Genomic DNA, 14,846 nt, shown 5'->3' on the forward strand with positions numbered 1-14,846 from the left:
AGCGGTACGCCGTTCTCGTCCTTCTTCTTCTTGATGTCAACGCCGTCCGGGTTGTTCGAACCGACTTCGTGCAGCGCCAGGATGTGCAGCACGACCAGGCCGAGCAGGACGATCGGCAGGGCGATCACATGCAGGGCGAAGAAGCGGTTCAGGGTGATGCCGGAGATCAGGAAGTCACCGCGGATCCACTGGGCCAGGTCTTCGCCGACCACCGGAATCGCGCCGAACAGGGAAATGATCACCTGGGCGCCCCAGTAGGACATCTGACCCCAAGGCAGCAGGTAGCCCATGAAGGCCTCGGCCATCAGCGCCAGGTAGATCAGCATGCCGAAGATCCACACCAGCTCGCGCGGCTTCTGATAGGAGCCGTAGAGCAGGCCGCGGAACATGTGCAGGTAGACCACGATGAAGAACGCCGATGCACCGGTGGAGTGCATGTAGCGAATGATCCAGCCGTAGTCGACATCGCGCATGATGTATTCGACGGAAGCGAACGCCTCTTCGGCCGACGGCGTGAAGCTCATGGTCAGCCAGATGCCGGTGAGGATCTGGTTGACCAGCACCAGCAGCGCCAGGGAACCGAAGAAATACCAGAAGTTGAAGTTCTTCGGTGCGTAGTACTTGCTCAGATGGTCTTCCCACATCTTGGTCGCGGGAAAACGCGCATCGACCCAAGCCATGAACTTGTTCATCAGGCTTTCTCCTGGTCCACGCCGATGGTGATGACGTCGTCAGCATCGAACGTATAAGGCGGAATCGGCAGGTTCAGCGGCGCTGGCTGGCCTTTGTAGACACGACCGGCGAGGTCGTAGTGGGAGCCGTGGCAAGGGCAGAAGTAGCCACCCTTCCAGTCCGGACCGAGGTCGGCGGGGGCGACTTCGGGACGGAAGGTCGGCGAGCAGCCCAGGTGGGTGCAGATGCCGACGATCACCGCCAGTTCCGGCTTGATCGAGCGAAGCTTGGGATCGACGTACTCCGGCTGCTCCGAGGCCTTGGAGTCCGGGTCGGCCAGTTGTCCTTCGAGGCTCGGCAGGGCGTCCAGCATCTCCTTCGTGCGGTGCACGATGAATACAGGCTTGCCGCGCCATTCAGCGATGATCTGCTGACCTGGATCGATCTTGCCCACGTTCACCTGCACCGGCGCGCCAGCAGCCTTGGCTTTGGCACTGGGGAACCATGACCCTACGAACGGGACCGCAGCACCCACCGCTCCCGCCGCGCCAACCACAGAGGTGGCCGCGACGAGGAAGCGACGCCGGCCTGCATTCACGCCGTCATTACTCATTCAGTCGTCTCCCATCAGCTTCAGACCTGTTCTAATCAGGCCTTTAAGTAAAAATTCGAGCCGCGCAAAAAATTCGCCAAATGGTAAAGAAAACCCCCTTTGATGACAAGGTAATAGCCTGACACAAAACGCCCGAAACCCTTGTAGGGCGCGCCCTTCGGCCATGCGACACCTTGCCGCAGAGTTAAAGCGTAGACATAAAAAAACGCCCAGCTCCGAAGAGGTGGGCGTTTTTCAGCAAGCGTCGAATTAACGCTTGGAGTACTGCGGACGCTTACGCGCTTTACGCAGACCGACTTTCTTACGCTCGACTTCACGGGCATCGCGAGTCACGTAGCCGGCCTTGCGCAGCGAGCTACGCAGGGTTTCGTCGTACTCGATCAGGGCACGGGTGATGCCGTGACGGATCGCACCGGCCTGACCGCTTACGCCACCGCCAACGACGGTAACGAAGATGTCGAACTTCTCGACGGTCTCGGTCAGCTCGAGCGGCTGACGCACGACCATGCGAGCGGTTTCACGACCGAAGAACTGATCGAGACCACGGTTGTTGATGGAAATCTTGCCAGTACCCGGACGCAGGAAGACGCGAGCGGTAGCGGTCTTACGACGGCCAGTGCCGTAATTTTGAGTCGCCGACATAATGAGCTATCCCGTTAAATCTTCAGTTCTTGGGGCTGCTGAGCGGTGTGCGGGTGGCTGGCACCCTTGTACACCTTCAGCTTGCGATACATATCGCGACCCAGAGGGTTCTTCGGCAGCATGCCTTTTACAGCGGTCTCGATGACGCGCTCAGGGGCCTTGGCGATCAGCTTCTCGAAGTTGATCGACTTGATGCCGCCCGGGAAGCCGGAGTGGTGGTAGTACATCTTGTCGGTGGTCTTGGCACCGGTCACACGCACCTGCTCGGCGTTGATGACGACGATGTAGTCGCCGGTGTCAACGTGCGGAGTGTACTCAGGCTTGTGCTTGCCACGCAGGCGGCGGGCAATTTCGGTCGCCAGACGACCCAGGGTCTGGCCGGCAGCGTCGACGACGAACCAGTCGCGCTGTACAGTTTCCGGTTTCGCGGTATAGGTTTTCATTCGTTATAGCCTCAGGGGCCGCCTGAAAATAAGACGGCGAATCTTACTGGACAGTGGTTGCCTTGACAAGTCAAGGACAGCCGAAAACAGACACGAATTGGGGCTCGGGTCGGTGTGCGTCCGTAACGACTAGATACATCGATCGGCAGGCTTGGCATCCCCCACCGATGAAAGGCTGCGGAATTATGCAGATTTCGCCAGAATTTACAACCGCATTAACCACTTAATTTCACGAGGACACCCGCATGGAGTATCGCCCGCTCGGCCGCACCGATCTGAAAGTCAGCGCCCTCTGCCTCGGCACCATGACCTGGGGCGAGCAGAACAGCGAGCAGGACGCCTTCGCCCAGATCGCCAGGGCCAAGGCCGCCGGGATCAATTTCATGGATACCGCCGAAATGTATCCGGTGCCGCCCCGCGCCGAGACCTACGCCAGCACCGAGCGCATCATCGGCAACTGGTTCCGCCGCAGCGGCGACCGCGCCGACTGGATCCTCGCCAGCAAGATCGCCGGCCCCGGCAACGGCATCAGCCATGTGCGCGACGGCAACCTCAAGTTCAACCGCCAGCACATCGTCGCCGCCCTCGATGCCAGCCTGGAGCGCCTGCAGACAGACTGGCTGGACCTCTACCAGTTGCACTGGCCGGAGCGGCGGACCAACTTCTTCGGCCAGCTCGGCTACCAGCACCAGGAAGAGAGCTTCACACCGCTGGAGGAAACCCTGGAAGTGCTCGACGAGCAGGTGCGCGCCGGCAAGATCCGCCACATCGGCCTGTCCAACGAGACACCCTGGGGCACCATGACCTTCCTCAGGCTCGCCGAGGAGCGCGGCTGGCCGCGCGCGGTATCGATCCAGAACCCCTACAACCTGCTCAACCGCAGCTTCGAGGTGGGCCTGGCGGAAATCGCCATCCGCGAGCAGTGCGGCCTGTTGGCCTACTCGCCGATGGCCTTCGGCATGCTTTCCGGCAAGTACGCGGACGGCGCCCGCCCGGCCAACGCGCGCATCAGTCTCTACAGCCGCTTCACCCGCTACACCAACCCGCAGGCGGAAGCGGCCTGCGCGCGCTACGTGGCGCTGGCCCGCGAACATGGACTGGAACCGGCGCAGATGGCACTGGCCTACGTCACTTCGCGGCCGTTCGTGACCAGCAACATCATCGGCGCGACCTCGCTGGAACAGCTGGAAACCAATCTCGGCAGCGTCGACCTGAGGCTGGACGAGGAGGTGCTCGCCGGTATCGATGCGATCCACCGGGAGCAACCGAACCCGGCTCCCTGAGGCTCCAGGGGCCTGGCGCTGCCGCGGGTTCGGCGGACAACCGCGCGATGCGGTCGTTCGCCCCTCCCGGTGGCCAGGAGCGCCTCACAGGGCCCGCGCGATGATCTCCTTCATGATCTCGTTGGTACCGGCGTAGATCCGCTGTACCCGGGCATCGGCCCAGGCCCGCGCCACCGGATATTCCCACATGAAGCCGTAGCCGCCGTGCAACTGCACGCATTCGTCGAGCACCTTGCATTGCAGGTCCGTCGTCCAGTACTTGCACATGGCGGCGGTGGGTACGTCCAGCTTGCCCTGGAGATGCAGCTCCATGCAGCGATCGACGAAGACCCGGCCGACCTGGATCTCGGTAGCCATCTCGGCAAGCTTGAAGCGGGTATTCTGGAAGTCCGCCACCGACTTGCCGAACGCCTTGCGCTCGCGAGTGTAGTCGAGCGTCCATTGCAGGGCCGCCTCGGCCGACGCCAGCGCGCCGATACCGACGGTCAGGCGCTCCTGCGGCAGCTCCTGCATCAGGTAGATGAATCCCTGGCCGTCCTTGCCGAGCAGGTTCTCCCGGGGAATCCGCACATCCTGGAAGAACAGCTCGGAGGTGTCCTGGGCCTTCATCCCGACCTTCTCCAGGCGCTTGCCCTTGCTGAAACCCGGCGTACCCGCCTCGACCACGAACAGGCTTATGCCCTTGGCGCCAGCCTTCGGATCGGTCTTCGCCACCACGATCACCAGGTCGGCGAGGAAGCCGTTGGTGATGAAGGTCTTCGAGCCATTGATGACGTACTCGTCGCCATCCAGTACCGCCGTGGTCTTCACCCCTTGCAGGTCGGAACCGGCCCCCGGCTCGGTCATGGCGATGGCCGCGACCATCTCGCCGGATACCAGCTTCGGCAGGTACTTGCGCTTCAGCGCCTCGCTGCCGTAGTGGAGGATGTAGGGCGCAGCGATGTCCGAATGCAGGGAGAAACCGATCCCGGTCAGGCCGGCCCGACCGATCTCTTCGATGACCACGGCGCTGTAGAGGAAGTCCGCGCCCATCCCGCCATACTCTTCCGGCAGGTGCGAACAGAGCATTCCGGCCTCGCCGGCCTTGTTCCAGAGCGCGCGGTCGACATGCCCATCCTTTTCCCATTGGTGATGGAAAGGCACGGCTTCCTGTTCGAGGAACTTGCGCACGCTGTCGCGAAACAGTTCGTGGTCGGAGCTGAACAGGGTTCTCGGTATCATCGTGGTCTCACCTGGAAACGGTCTGGGATCGGGTTGGCTGCACGCGGCAGGTCTTCGACTGTAGGGAAATGCCCCGACCGACGCACTGGACAGTTGCGCCAAAAAATAAGACGATCCAGCCGCCTTTTGACCGCTTTCCCTTACTCACAACAACGATAAAAATCCATGCGCGCTCAATCCGCTCCGGAGCTGAAACATGTCGGCATCGTCGCCATCGACGGCGTCTTCGCCTCGACCCTGATGCAGGCCAAGGACTTCTTCCACATGGCCAGCCTGCGCCACGGCAAGCAGCAGGGCCTCGGTCTCCAGCCGGCCTTCCGCACCCGCATCCTCAGCCCCGACGGCCAGCCGGTACGCAGCTTCAGCGGCGACAGCATCGCCGTCGACGGTCCCCTCGCCGCCTGCGATATCGTGGTCCTGCCCGCCTTCTGGGGCGACTTCGACGCGCTCGAACGGCGCTATCCGCAAATCGTTCCCTGGTTGCGCCGCAGCCATGCCGAGGGAACCGCCCTCTGCGGCGAGGCGACCGGGGTTTTCTGGCTGGCCCAGGCAGGCCTGCTGGATGGCAAGGAAGCGACCACCTACTGGCGCTTCTATCGGGAATTCGCCGAACGCTTCCCGAACGTGCTGCTCAACCAGGAGAAGCACCTGACCGATGCCGACGACCTGTTCTGCGCCAGCGGCGTCACCTCCGCCTGCGACCTCTACATCTATCTGATCGAGCGTTTCTGCGGCGGATCGGTGGCCCAGGCGGTGGCCCGGGATACCCTCTACGAAGTACAGCGCAGCTACACCCCAGGGCGTATCGGCTTCGGCGGACAGAAGCTGCACCATGACCCGACGATCCTGCAGATCCAGCAATGGCTGGAAGACCACTTCGCCGACAAGTTCCGTTTCGAGGACGTCGCCCGCGACCACGGCATGAGCATCCGCAACTTCATGCGGCGCTTCCAGGCCGCTACCGGCGACAAGCCGCTGCACTACCTGCAGCGACTGCGGATCGAGACCGCCAAGGGCATGCTCTCGAGCACGCGCAAGAGCATCAAGACGATCAGCTACGAGGTCGGCTACGACGACGCCAGCTTCTTCGCCCGCCTGTTCCGCCAGCACACCGAACTCTCTCCCCACCATTACCGTCGCCAGTTCATGCAGAAGGAAAGCTGAGCCTAACATCGCCGGGCCTGCCCGAACGGCATCGGCGCCGGCGCTTTCCCTACAGAACCTAGGATAGGTAGCCAGGTCGGCCTTCGCGGGTTCTCATGAACCCGCAGGCCCGCCGCAGACGCGGGCGTTCCGAACAACGACAAGAACGGACCTTTGCCATGCGCCTTTATCTGCTCGCCTTCCTGGCCCTCTTCGGTATGAATGCTATGGCCGCCGACAACTGGAAAGCCTTCCCCTACGACCAGAGCGCCTATGACTATCCAGGCGACAAGTTGAAGGAAGCCTGGCCGCGCCTGACCCGCGGCTTCGGCGACTATCCCTATCCGGACGCCGACTGGGTGGTGAACATGGCGACCGCCCATCCGGATGCCCTGGAAAAGACCGTGAAGGCCGGCACCGGCTTCACCGGCAAGCCGGAAGAGGCCGCGCAATATGCGGCGCGCCTGCAGGATGTCTGGCGCCTGCTGTTCCGCGGCGACTACGCCAAGGCCAAGGAGCAGGGACTGGCCCTGGGAGTCGGCGGCCAGGTACCGGCGATGTTCGCCCAGGTGCTCTACGCCATGTTCCTGGCTCCCGGCCAGGCGGAGAAACAGCGCCTGCTCGAAGAGGTCATCGACTACACCAATCAGGCCGGCCCGCTGGTCAAGGCCGATATCGTCGCCCAGTTCGGCAGCGTCTACGCCAAGGCGCGCCTGGCCGAGGAGCTATCGGTACCGGTAGTGCTCAAGCGCGGCTATACCAGCGAAATCCCCAAGGAACTGGACGCCCTCCTGGCCAGGCAACCCAACCAGCCGTTCGCCCTGGCGCTCTACGGCGGCTACGAGGCGGGAGTGATCCGCAAGGTCGGCAAGCTGGTCGGCAAGATGACCTACGGGGTCAGCGCCGACAAGATGGAACAGTACTTCGCCCGCTCCTTCCGCCAGGCCAACGACCTGCCGATCGGCCACTACGAGTACGCCAACGCGCTGACCTACGTATACGGCGACGACGAGCGGGAAAAGGCCATCGCCCAACTGAAGCAGGCCGTGGCGATCAAGCCGATCAACGCCATGGAAGCCCTCGAAGTGGCCCATGCGAAGAAGCTCCTCGCCGGCTTCGAGCAGAACACCGCGCAGCGCTGAAACGCCGCGCGTCCATGAAAAAAGGGGTTGCCATCGGCAACCCCTTTCTCGTTTCCGCCCCGGATCAGGGCCGGTGCGGACGCGTCAGGTATTCGTGGGACTGCATTTCCAGCAGACGACTGAGGGTGCGCTGGAATTCGAACTCCAGCCGGCCGCCGCTGTAGAGATCCTTTAGCTCGACCTCGGCGGAGATGATCAGCTTGACGCTGCGGTCGTAGAACTCATCCACCAGGTTGATGAAACGCCGCGCCATGTCGTCCTTGGTGACGCCCATCTGCTCGACGTTGGAGATCAGCACGGCGTGGAAAATCTTCGCCAGCTCGATGTAGTCGTTCTGGCTGCGCGGGCCGTCGCACAGCTCGCGGAATTCGAACCAGGCCACGTCGTCGCAGGTCAGGCGCGCGCGGATCTCGCGGTTCTCGATCATCAGCGCCTCGTCGCGCTGGGCCTTGGCACAGTCCGGGGTCAGGGCCTTGAAGCTGCGCGCCATCTCCTCCTCGACCTGTTCACTGAGCGGCCAGTGGAACAGCTCGGCCTGCTCCAGCGCGCGCAGGCGATAGTCGACGCCGCTATCGACGTTGACGATCTCGGTATGCTCCTTGAGCAGGGCGATCGCCGGCAGGAAACGGGCGCGTTGCAGGCCGTCCTTGTACAGGCCGTCCGGCACGATGTTGGAGGTCGCCACCAGGCTCACGCCGTTCTTGAACAGCTCTTCCAGCAGGGTGGCGAGGATCATCGCATCGGTGATGTCGGAGACGAAGAATTCGTCGAAGCAGATCACCCGCGCCTCGTCGGCGAAGCGCTTGCCGATGATGGTCAGCGGGTTCTTCTCGCCCTTGAGGGTCTTCAGTTCTTCGTGCACCCGCTTCATGAAGCGGTGGAAGTGCGTGCGCACCTTCTGCTCGAACGGCAGCGACTCGAAGAAAGTGTCCACCAGGTAGGTCTTGCCACGGCCGACGCCGCCCCAGAAATACAGGCCCTTCACCGGCCCGCCGGACTTCCTGCCGAGCAGCTTGCCGAACAGGCCGGGCTTGGCGTGGTCGGCGGCGACCAGGTCATCGTAGAGGCGTTGCAGATGCTTCACGGCATTCGCCTGTGCGGCATCGTGGAAGAAATCGGGGCGTTGGAGATCGGCCTGGTAGCGCTCGAGGGGCGTCATGATCGGTAGCAATGCAACGAAAACGGGGCCGTCACTTTAGCGACGACCCCGTCTCTTGGCAATCGGCCATCCGTCGAGGATGTACCGGGGCTGCCTACTCCTGCGGTGCCAGCGCTTCGCGGGTGCGCTCGATGGCGGCGTCACGGGCGGCGGCGTCGGCGAAGGCCGGGCTCTGCGCCACCGCCTCGCCATCCAGCCACAGGCCAAAGGCATTGCCCTCGGCCCGCAGGTCAGCAGTCTCGCCAGCCAGCAGGCGCTTGCTCACCGCACCGGCGGCCTTGCCGTCGGCGAAGGCGCGGGACAGCAGTAGCTGTTCGCCGGCGGCGTCCAGCAGGCGGAAGCGGAAGCTGCCGTCGTCGTCGCGGAAGCTGACCAGGCGCGCAGCCTTGGCGGCCTTCTTCTTGCCGCTCTCGGTACTTTTCAGCGGCTCGCGCAGGGAGCGCAGGCCGACTGCCTCGCGCAACTCGGCGATGAATGGGGTGGCGATGCGGCGCGCCTTGGCGGCACCGGCGAGGAGAATGTCCTCGATATCGTCCGGCTTGGCGATCAGCGCCTGGTAACGCTCGCGAGCCTCGCCCAGTTCGTTGTCGAGCAACTGGAACAGGCGCTGCTTGGCTTCGCCCCAGGCCAGGCCGTCGAGCAGTTCCTGGCGGAACGCTGCGACCTGTTCGGCGCTGGCGAAGGCCGAGTAAAGAAGGAACAGGTGCGAACTGTCCGGGTCCTTCGGCTCGCCCGGCGCGCGCGAGTCGGTGACGATGCGTGCGATGGCGTCCTTGAGCTGCCTGGAAGGGCTGAACAGCGGGATGGTGTTGTCGTAGCTCTTGGACATCTTGCGCCCGTCCAGGCCCGGCAGGGTGGCGACGTTTTCCTCGATCACCGCTTCGGGCAGGACGAAGAACTCGCGGCCGTTGCCGAACAGGTGGTTGAAACGCTGGCCGATGTCGCGGGCCATCTCCACGTGCTGCACCTGGTCGCGGCCGACCGGGATCTTGTGCGCGTTGAACATCAGGATGTCCGCGGCCATCAGCACCGGATAGCTGTAGAGGCCCATGGTCACGCCGGCGTCCGGGTCTTCGCCGGCCTCGACATTGCGGTCCACCGCGGCCTTGTAGGCATGCGCGCGGTTGAGCAGACCCTTGGCACTGACGCAGGTGAGCAACCAGGTCAGCTCGGGAATCTCGGGGATGTCCGACTGCCGGTAGAAGGTCGCACGCTCGACGTCCAGGCCGCCGGCCAGCCAGGTCGCGGCGATTTCCAGGCGCGAGCGCTGGATACGAGCGGGATCGTCGCACTTGATCAAGGCGTGGTAGTCCGCCAGGAAGTAGAACGAATCCACGTCGCTCCGACGGCTGGCGAGGATCGCCGGGCGGATGGCGCCGGCGTAGTTGCCCAGGTGCGGAGTGCCGGTAGGAGTGATGCCGGTCAGGATACGAGTAGTCATGCGATACCAGATGTCAGGCAAAGAAAAGAATGGCGCGCCGGATGGTAGCAGGGCCGGCGCGACAACGTCAGTCCTGCAGGCGTGGCAGCAACAGGTCCTTCAGATCGATCAGCTTGCCATGGAAGAAATGTCCGCTTTCCGCCACCCGCAACAGCTCGTGCGGTCGTGCCAGGGACTCGCTCCAGGCATATACCGCGGCCGGCGTGACCACGTCGTCGTCCTCCGGCTGCACCACGGTCAGCGGGCAACGCGCAGGCAGGCTGACCGCGAAGCGTTCCACCGGCGGCGCGATCATGAACAGCCGCGCCAGCCCGACGCCCTCCGCTTCCAGGCGACCCGCCAGATTGCCGGCGACGCAGGAGCCGAAGGAAAAGCCCATCAGTGTCAGCGGCAACCCCGGATGGCGTGCCAGCAACCAGCGCGCGGCGGCCTCGGCGTCGTCGATCTCGCCGATCCCCTCGCCATAGCTGCCGGCGCTCTGGCCAACGCCACGGAAGTTGAAACGCAGGGTCGCCAGGCCGGCATCGCGGGCACTGCGTTGCAGAGTGGCGACCACCTTGTTCTGCATGGTGCCGGCGAACAGCGGGTGCGGATGGCAGACCAGGGCGATGCCGCGGGCATCGGGCAGATCGAGGTGCAGGGCTTCCAGCGGCCCGCAGGGGCCATCGATGGATACAGGGATTTCGCGGGTAGACAAACAGGAACTCCGTGACCCCGGCTCGGGTCGACTCGTCTAGCAGATTACTCCAAGCGACACAGGCACTTACTCGCGTGCCGTGGTATACAGCTCGGACTCAAGCCGTTAACGTAAAGCAAAGCCGTCTATAGAGGAAGGATTCGCGTGGAACAGTCGCTCACCGCCTGGCTGCTGCCGGCCCTCGCCCTGGTCGCCGGGGTCGCCATCGGTTTTCTGATCGCCCGCCTGCTGCCCAACGCCGCGCCGAACAAGGTGCAACGCCAGATGGACGACCTGCAGGACCGCTTCGACAGCTATCAGCGCGAAGTCGTGACCCATTTCAACACCACCGCCAGCCTCGTGAAGAAGCTGACCCAGAGCTACCAGGACGTGCAGGAGCACCTCTCCGACGGCGCCCAGCGCCTGGCCCTGGACGAACAGACCCGCCAGCGCCTGCTGGCTGCGCTGCATGCCGACGAGGCCTATCCGGCCGAGCGCCGCGAGCGCCTGACTCCGCCGGCCTCCGGCGAAGTGCCGAAGGACTATGCGCCGAAGAGCCCGGACAGCCCCGGCACCCTCGACGCCACCTACGGCCTGAAAGGCAAGTACTGACGCGCTGCGCGAACCTGCCGACGCCCATGAAAAAGCCCCGCATCCGCGGGGCTTTTTCATGGCTGCGAGACGATCAGATCGCCTGGCGTTCGCGCAACAGGTCGAGCACCTGCTTCACGCCGTCCTCGACGCTCAGCGCCTGGGTATCGATCACCAGGTCGGCATCCAGCGGCACGTCGTAGGGGAAGGACTCGCCGGGGATATTGTCCTCGCCCGCCGCATACAGCCCCTGGGGATCGCGTTCGCGGCAGACCTGCGGCGACGCCTGCACATAGACGGTGATCAGGCGCTCGGCGCCGATCAGCGCCCTGGCCTGCTCGCGCCCTTCCGCGCTCGGCGCGACGAAGGCGCAGAGGCTGATCAACCCGGCCTCGTTGAACTGCTTGGCGACATGGGCGGTACGCAGCCAGTTCTCGGTGCGCCCGGCGCGGTCCTGCGGCAACCCCTTGTTCAGGTCGTGGCGCAGGTTCTGCCCGTCCAGCACGTAGACCGCGCGGCCCATATCGAACAGCTTGCGCTCCACGGCGTAGGCCAGGGTGCTCTTGCCGGCGCCGGAGAGGCCGCTGAACAGTACGGTCGCCGGCTGCTGGCCGAAGCGGCCGGCACGCTCCTCGCGCGTCACATGGGCATTCGAACCGTGATGCGCGCTGCTGCCATGGGCCGCCGGCGGAGCGGAGACGATCATGCCGGCGCCAACGGTGCCGTTGGTCAGGCGATCGATGACGATGAAGGCGCCGGTGGTGCGGTTCTGCTCATAGCCATCGAGCGCGATGGGCGCGTCCAGGCTGACCTTGACCCTGGCGATCTCGTTCAGCTTCAGCTCGCTGCCCGGGGTCCGCTCCAGGGTATTCACGTCCACCTTGTGGACGATGCTCGGAATCGAACCCGGCACATAGCTGGTAGCGCGCTTGATATCGTACTTCTTGCCCGGAAGCATCGGCTCCTCGGCCATCCACACCAGCATGGCATCGAAGCCGTCGGTGACCAGCGGGCGATTGTCGGCATGCACCAGCATGTCGCCGCGGGAAACGTCGATCTCGTCTTCCAGGGTCAGGGTGACGGCCTGGCCGGGACCGGCCTGCTCCAGTTCGCCCTCGAAGGTGACGATGGATTTCACCTTGCTGCCCTTGCCCGACGGCAAGGCCACCACCTCGTCGCCCTTGCGCACCACGCCGCTGGCCAGGGTGCCGGCGAAACCGCGGAAGTTCAGGTTCGGCCGGTTCACGTACTGCACCGGGAAGCGCATGTCATCGAGGTTGCGGTCGGCTGCGATCTCGACGGTTTCGAGGATTTCCATCAGCGACTGGCCGGCGTACCAGGGCGAACGCTCGGACTTGTTGACCACGTTGTCGCCCTTGAGCGCCGACATCGGCACGAAGTGCAGCGAACTGGTCTTCAGACCGATCTTCTCGGCAAAGGCCAGGTAGTCGGCCTTGATCTGTTCGAAGACACCCTGGTCGAAGTCCTTCAGGTCCATCTTGTTGATGGCGACCACGATATGCCGGATGCCCAGCAGGGACGCGATGAAACTGTGCCGGCGGGTCTGGGTCTGCACGCCGTAGCGGGCATCGATCAGGATGATCGCCAGGTCGCAGGTCGAGGCACCGGTGGCCATGTTGCGGGTGTACTGCTCATGACCGGGCGTGTCGGCGATGATGAACTTGCGCTTGGCGGTGCTGAAGTAGCGGTACGCCACGTCGATGGTGATGCCCTGCTCACGCTCGGCCTGCAGGCCGTCGACCAGCAGCGCCAGGTCGACGTCGTCGCCCGTGGTGCCGACTTTCTTCGAGTCGCGGGTGATGGCCTCGAGGTGATCCTCGTAGATCATCTTGGAGTCATGCAGCAGGCGCCCGATCAGGGTGCTCTTGCCGTCATCGACGTTGCCGCAGGTAAGGAAGCGCAGCAGTTCCTTGCGTTCGTGCTGCCCCAGGTAGGCGAGGATGTCCTCGCTGATCAGATCGGATTGATGAGACATGCTGCGTACCCTCAGAAATAGCCCTGACGTTTCTTTTCTTCCATCGAACCGGCCTGGTCATGGTCGATGACCCGGCCCTGGCGTTCGGAAGTACGCGTCAGGAGCATTTCCTGGATGATTTCCGGCAGCGTGGTGGCGCTGGACTCGACCGCGCCGGTGAGCGGGTAGCAGCCGAGGGTACGGAAGCGCACCATGCGCTTCTCGATGCGGGCTTTCTCTTCGTCAGAGAGATGCTCGAGGATGCGCTCGTCGTCGATCATGATCAGCGTGCCGTTCTTCTCGATAACCTCGCGCTCGGCGGCGAAGTACAGCGGGACGATCGGGATGCCTTCCAGGTAGATGTATTGCCAGATGTCCAGCTCGGTCCAGTTGGACAGCGGGAAGACGCGGATCGACTCGCCCTTCTTCACCTTGCCGTTGTAGATGTTCCACAGCTCGGGACGCTGGTTCTTCGGGTCCCAGCGGTGCTTGCTGTCGCGGAACGAATAGACCCGTTCCTTGGCCCGCGACTTCTCCTCGTCGCGGCGCGCACCGCCGAAGGCAGCGTCGAAACCGTACTTGTCCAGGGCCTGCTTGAGTCCCTCGGTCTTCATCACGTCGGTGTGCTTGGCGCTGCCGTGGGTGAACGGGTTGATGCCCTGGGGGACGCCGTCCGGGGTGACGTGGGTGATCAGGTCCAGGCCCATTTCCTCGACCATCCGATCACGGAACCTGTACATCTCCTGGAATTTCCAGCGGGTGTCCACGTGCATCACCGGGAAGGGCAGCTTGCCGGGGAAGAAGGCCTTGCGGGCCAGGTGCAGCATGACCGCGGAATCCTTGCCGATCGAGTACAGCATCACCGGGTTATCGAACTCGGCGGCCACCTCGCGGATGATGTGGATGCTTTCCGCCTCCAGCTGTTTCAGGTGCGTCAGTTTGTCGACCATGGCTACTCACGGAATTGCTTATGGACGGCCGTCGGGCCGTAGACGAACGCGCACTCTATCACAGCGCAAGGCTCTAAAAGATTCGCCATTTATACCGAAAAAATATACCCATATAGCCATCAGCGCTCAGCCTCGCAGCCGGCGAAAACACTGGCGTCGAGAGGTTTTCCAGGGGCGTTTCGCAGACCGGGCGGACAAAGCTGAGACGGCATCGTCCCGGACCGGACAAAGCCGTCGCCGCGACAGCGAGCAGACGGTCCGCCCCCCTTTCGGCGGCTCGACTTGTACGCCAGCGGCACTGCGCTAGCATAGCGGGCATCGTCATTCCGCCAAGAAGACCCCAGATGCGCCGTACCGCCCTCGCCCTGCCCCTGTTCCTTCTGGTCTCAGCATGCAGCAGCGAACCGACGCCACCACCGAAACCCGCCGCCAAACCCCAGGCCCGCACCGGCATTTCCCCCCGCCCCGTACGCCAGTCGGTGCAACCGATACTGCCGCTGCGCGGCGATTACGCGAACAATCCGGCGGCACAGCGCTTCATCGACAGGATGGTCAGCCAGCACGGCTTCAACCGCCAGCAACTGCACGACCTGTTCGCCCAGACCCAGCGCCTGGACTGGGTGATCCGCCTGATGGACCGGCAAGCCCCGACCTATACCCCACCCAGCGGACCGAACGGCGCCTGGCTGCGCTACCGGAAGAAGTTCGTCACGCCAGGCAACGTACAGAACGGCGTGCTGTTCTGGGACCAATACGAAACCGACCTGCAACGGGCATCGCGCGTCTACGGCGTGCCGCCGGAGATCATCGTCGGCATCATCGGCGTGGAAACCCGCTGGGGGCGGGTGATGGGCAAGACGCGGATCATCGATGCGCTGTCCACCCTGTCCTTCTC

General features: G+C 63.8%; 15 protein-coding genes. 5 read left to right on the forward strand and 10 right to left on the reverse strand.

All coding sequences use genetic code 11. The features are described 5' to 3' along the window. The 4 genes from FFS27_RS15665 to rplM form a co-directional block, all read right to left on the reverse strand. Positions 1-692, reverse strand: a 692-nt coding sequence (locus FFS27_RS15665) for a cytochrome b (protein WP_137952091.1), incomplete at its 3' end; no start/stop codon positions are given. Then, positions 692-1,285, reverse strand: a complete 594-nt coding sequence (gene petA, locus FFS27_RS15670) for a ubiquinol-cytochrome c reductase iron-sulfur subunit (RefSeq protein WP_003100631.1) — start codon at positions 1,283-1,285, stop codon at positions 692-694. The genes FFS27_RS15665 and petA, both read right to left, overlap by 1 nt. Positions 1,286-1,534: 249 nt before the next feature. Further along, entirely contained in the window at positions 1,535-1,927 is a 393-nt protein-coding gene (gene rpsI / locus FFS27_RS15675; protein WP_003098810.1) for a 30S ribosomal protein S9, read from the reverse strand. Between the two features lie 14 nt (positions 1,928-1,941). Continuing rightward, entirely contained in the window at positions 1,942-2,370 is a 429-nt protein-coding gene (gene rplM, locus FFS27_RS15680) for a 50S ribosomal protein L13 (protein ID WP_003094164.1), read from the reverse strand. A 245-nt stretch (positions 2,371-2,615) separates the two neighbouring features. Here rplM and FFS27_RS15685 point away from each other — a divergent pair, with 245 nt between their 5' ends. Continuing rightward, positions 2,616-3,653, forward strand: coding sequence for an NADP(H)-dependent aldo-keto reductase (locus FFS27_RS15685; protein WP_003094166.1), 1,038 nt, complete (start codon positions 2,616-2,618; stop codon positions 3,651-3,653). Between the two features lie 84 nt (positions 3,654-3,737). Here the strand turns inward: FFS27_RS15685 and FFS27_RS15690 are convergent, their stop codons facing one another. Continuing rightward, positions 3,738-4,874, reverse strand: a complete 1,137-nt coding sequence (locus tag FFS27_RS15690; protein ID WP_003094168.1) for an acyl-CoA dehydrogenase family protein — start codon at positions 4,872-4,874, stop codon at positions 3,738-3,740. A gap of 264 nt (positions 4,875-5,138) precedes the next feature. On the opposite strand from FFS27_RS15690, the gene FFS27_RS15695 reads away from it, so the two are divergent. Together FFS27_RS15695 and FFS27_RS15700 are read left to right on the forward strand one after the other, a co-directional pair. Beyond that, positions 5,139-6,038: a GlxA family transcriptional regulator gene (locus FFS27_RS15695; RefSeq protein ID WP_003120906.1), complete on the forward strand. Its 900-nt coding sequence runs from the start codon at positions 5,139-5,141 to the stop codon at positions 6,036-6,038. A gap of 158 nt (positions 6,039-6,196) precedes the next feature. Further along, positions 6,197-7,159 carry a hypothetical protein gene (locus tag FFS27_RS15700; protein ID WP_019726799.1) on the forward strand — a complete coding sequence of 321 codons (963 nt, stop codon included), beginning with the start codon at positions 6,197-6,199 and terminating at the stop codon, positions 7,157-7,159. A gap of 64 nt (positions 7,160-7,223) precedes the next feature. Here the strand turns inward: FFS27_RS15700 and zapE are convergent, their stop codons facing one another. The 3 genes from zapE to FFS27_RS15715 all read right to left on the reverse strand — a co-directional run bounded on the left by zapE (position 7,224) and on the right by FFS27_RS15715 (position 10,456). Then, a complete protein-coding gene (gene zapE / locus FFS27_RS15705; protein WP_003094297.1) occupies positions 7,224-8,318 on the reverse strand; it encodes a cell division protein ZapE in 1,095 nt (364 codons plus the stop codon). Positions 8,319-8,412: 94 nt separating this feature from the next. Continuing rightward, positions 8,413-9,759 carry a tryptophan--tRNA ligase gene (locus tag FFS27_RS15710; protein ID WP_003094300.1) on the reverse strand — a complete coding sequence of 449 codons (1,347 nt, stop codon included), beginning with the start codon at positions 9,757-9,759 and terminating at the stop codon, positions 8,413-8,415. Between the two features lie 67 nt (positions 9,760-9,826). Then, a complete protein-coding gene (locus tag FFS27_RS15715) occupies positions 9,827-10,456 on the reverse strand; it encodes an alpha/beta hydrolase (protein ID WP_003094302.1) in 630 nt (209 codons plus the stop codon). A gap of 144 nt (positions 10,457-10,600) precedes the next feature. Between FFS27_RS15715 and FFS27_RS15720 the strand changes: the two genes are divergently transcribed. Then, the gene (locus FFS27_RS15720; RefSeq protein WP_003094304.1) at positions 10,601-11,047 is read left to right on the forward strand and encodes a YhcB family protein; all 447 of its coding nucleotides are present in this window, start codon (positions 10,601-10,603) and stop codon (positions 11,045-11,047) included. 73 nt (positions 11,048-11,120) lie between these two features. Here FFS27_RS15720 and cysN read toward each other — a convergent pair whose 3' ends face one another. Then, complete coding sequence (gene cysN / locus FFS27_RS15725) at positions 11,121-13,022, reverse strand: sulfate adenylyltransferase subunit CysN (protein WP_003110029.1); 1,902 nt, start codon at positions 13,020-13,022, stop codon at positions 11,121-11,123. Positions 13,023-13,033: 11 nt separating this feature from the next. Beyond that, positions 13,034-13,951: a sulfate adenylyltransferase subunit CysD gene (gene cysD / locus FFS27_RS15730; protein WP_137952092.1), complete on the reverse strand. Its 918-nt coding sequence runs from the start codon at positions 13,949-13,951 to the stop codon at positions 13,034-13,036. Between the two features lie 344 nt (positions 13,952-14,295). Between cysD and FFS27_RS15735 the strand changes: the two genes are divergently transcribed. Next, a partial coding sequence (locus FFS27_RS15735; RefSeq protein ID WP_171019201.1) for a lytic murein transglycosylase occupies positions 14,296-14,846 on the forward strand: 551 nt, incomplete at its 3' end.

This window comes from Pseudomonas sp. 2VD, assembly GCF_005503585.1.
Classification (GTDB): Bacteria; Pseudomonadota; Gammaproteobacteria; order Pseudomonadales; family Pseudomonadaceae; genus Pseudomonas; species Pseudomonas aeruginosa.

Excerpts from the sequence above, each read along its gene's own strand:
- petA (WP_003100631.1), bottom strand. The coding sequence starts at position 1,285 with ATGAGTAATGACGGCGTGAATGCAGGCCGGCGTCGCTTCCTCGTCGCG.
- rpsI (WP_003098810.1), bottom strand. The coding sequence starts at position 1,927 with ATGTCGGCGACTCAAAATTACGGCACTGGCCGTCGTAAGACCGCTACC.
- rplM (WP_003094164.1), bottom strand. The coding sequence starts at position 2,370 with ATGAAAACCTATACCGCGAAACCGGAAACTGTACAGCGCGACTGGTTC.
- FFS27_RS15685 (WP_003094166.1), top strand. The coding sequence starts at position 2,616 with ATGGAGTATCGCCCGCTCGGCCGCACCGATCTGAAAGTCAGCGCCCTC.
- FFS27_RS15690 (WP_003094168.1), bottom strand. The coding sequence starts at position 4,874 with ATGATACCGAGAACCCTGTTCAGCTCCGACCACGAACTGTTTCGCGAC.
- FFS27_RS15695 (WP_003120906.1), top strand. The coding sequence starts at position 5,139 with ATGGCCAGCCTGCGCCACGGCAAGCAGCAGGGCCTCGGTCTCCAGCCG.
- FFS27_RS15700 (WP_019726799.1), top strand. The coding sequence starts at position 6,197 with ATGCGCCTTTATCTGCTCGCCTTCCTGGCCCTCTTCGGTATGAATGCT.
- zapE (WP_003094297.1), bottom strand. The coding sequence starts at position 8,318 with ATGACGCCCCTCGAGCGCTACCAGGCCGATCTCCAACGCCCCGATTTC.
- FFS27_RS15710 (WP_003094300.1), bottom strand. The coding sequence starts at position 9,759 with ATGACTACTCGTATCCTGACCGGCATCACTCCTACCGGCACTCCGCAC.
- cysN (WP_003110029.1), bottom strand. The coding sequence starts at position 13,022 with ATGTCTCATCAATCCGATCTGATCAGCGAGGACATCCTCGCCTACCTG.
- cysD (WP_137952092.1), bottom strand. The coding sequence starts at position 13,951 with ATGGTCGACAAACTGACGCACCTGAAACAGCTGGAGGCGGAAAGCATC.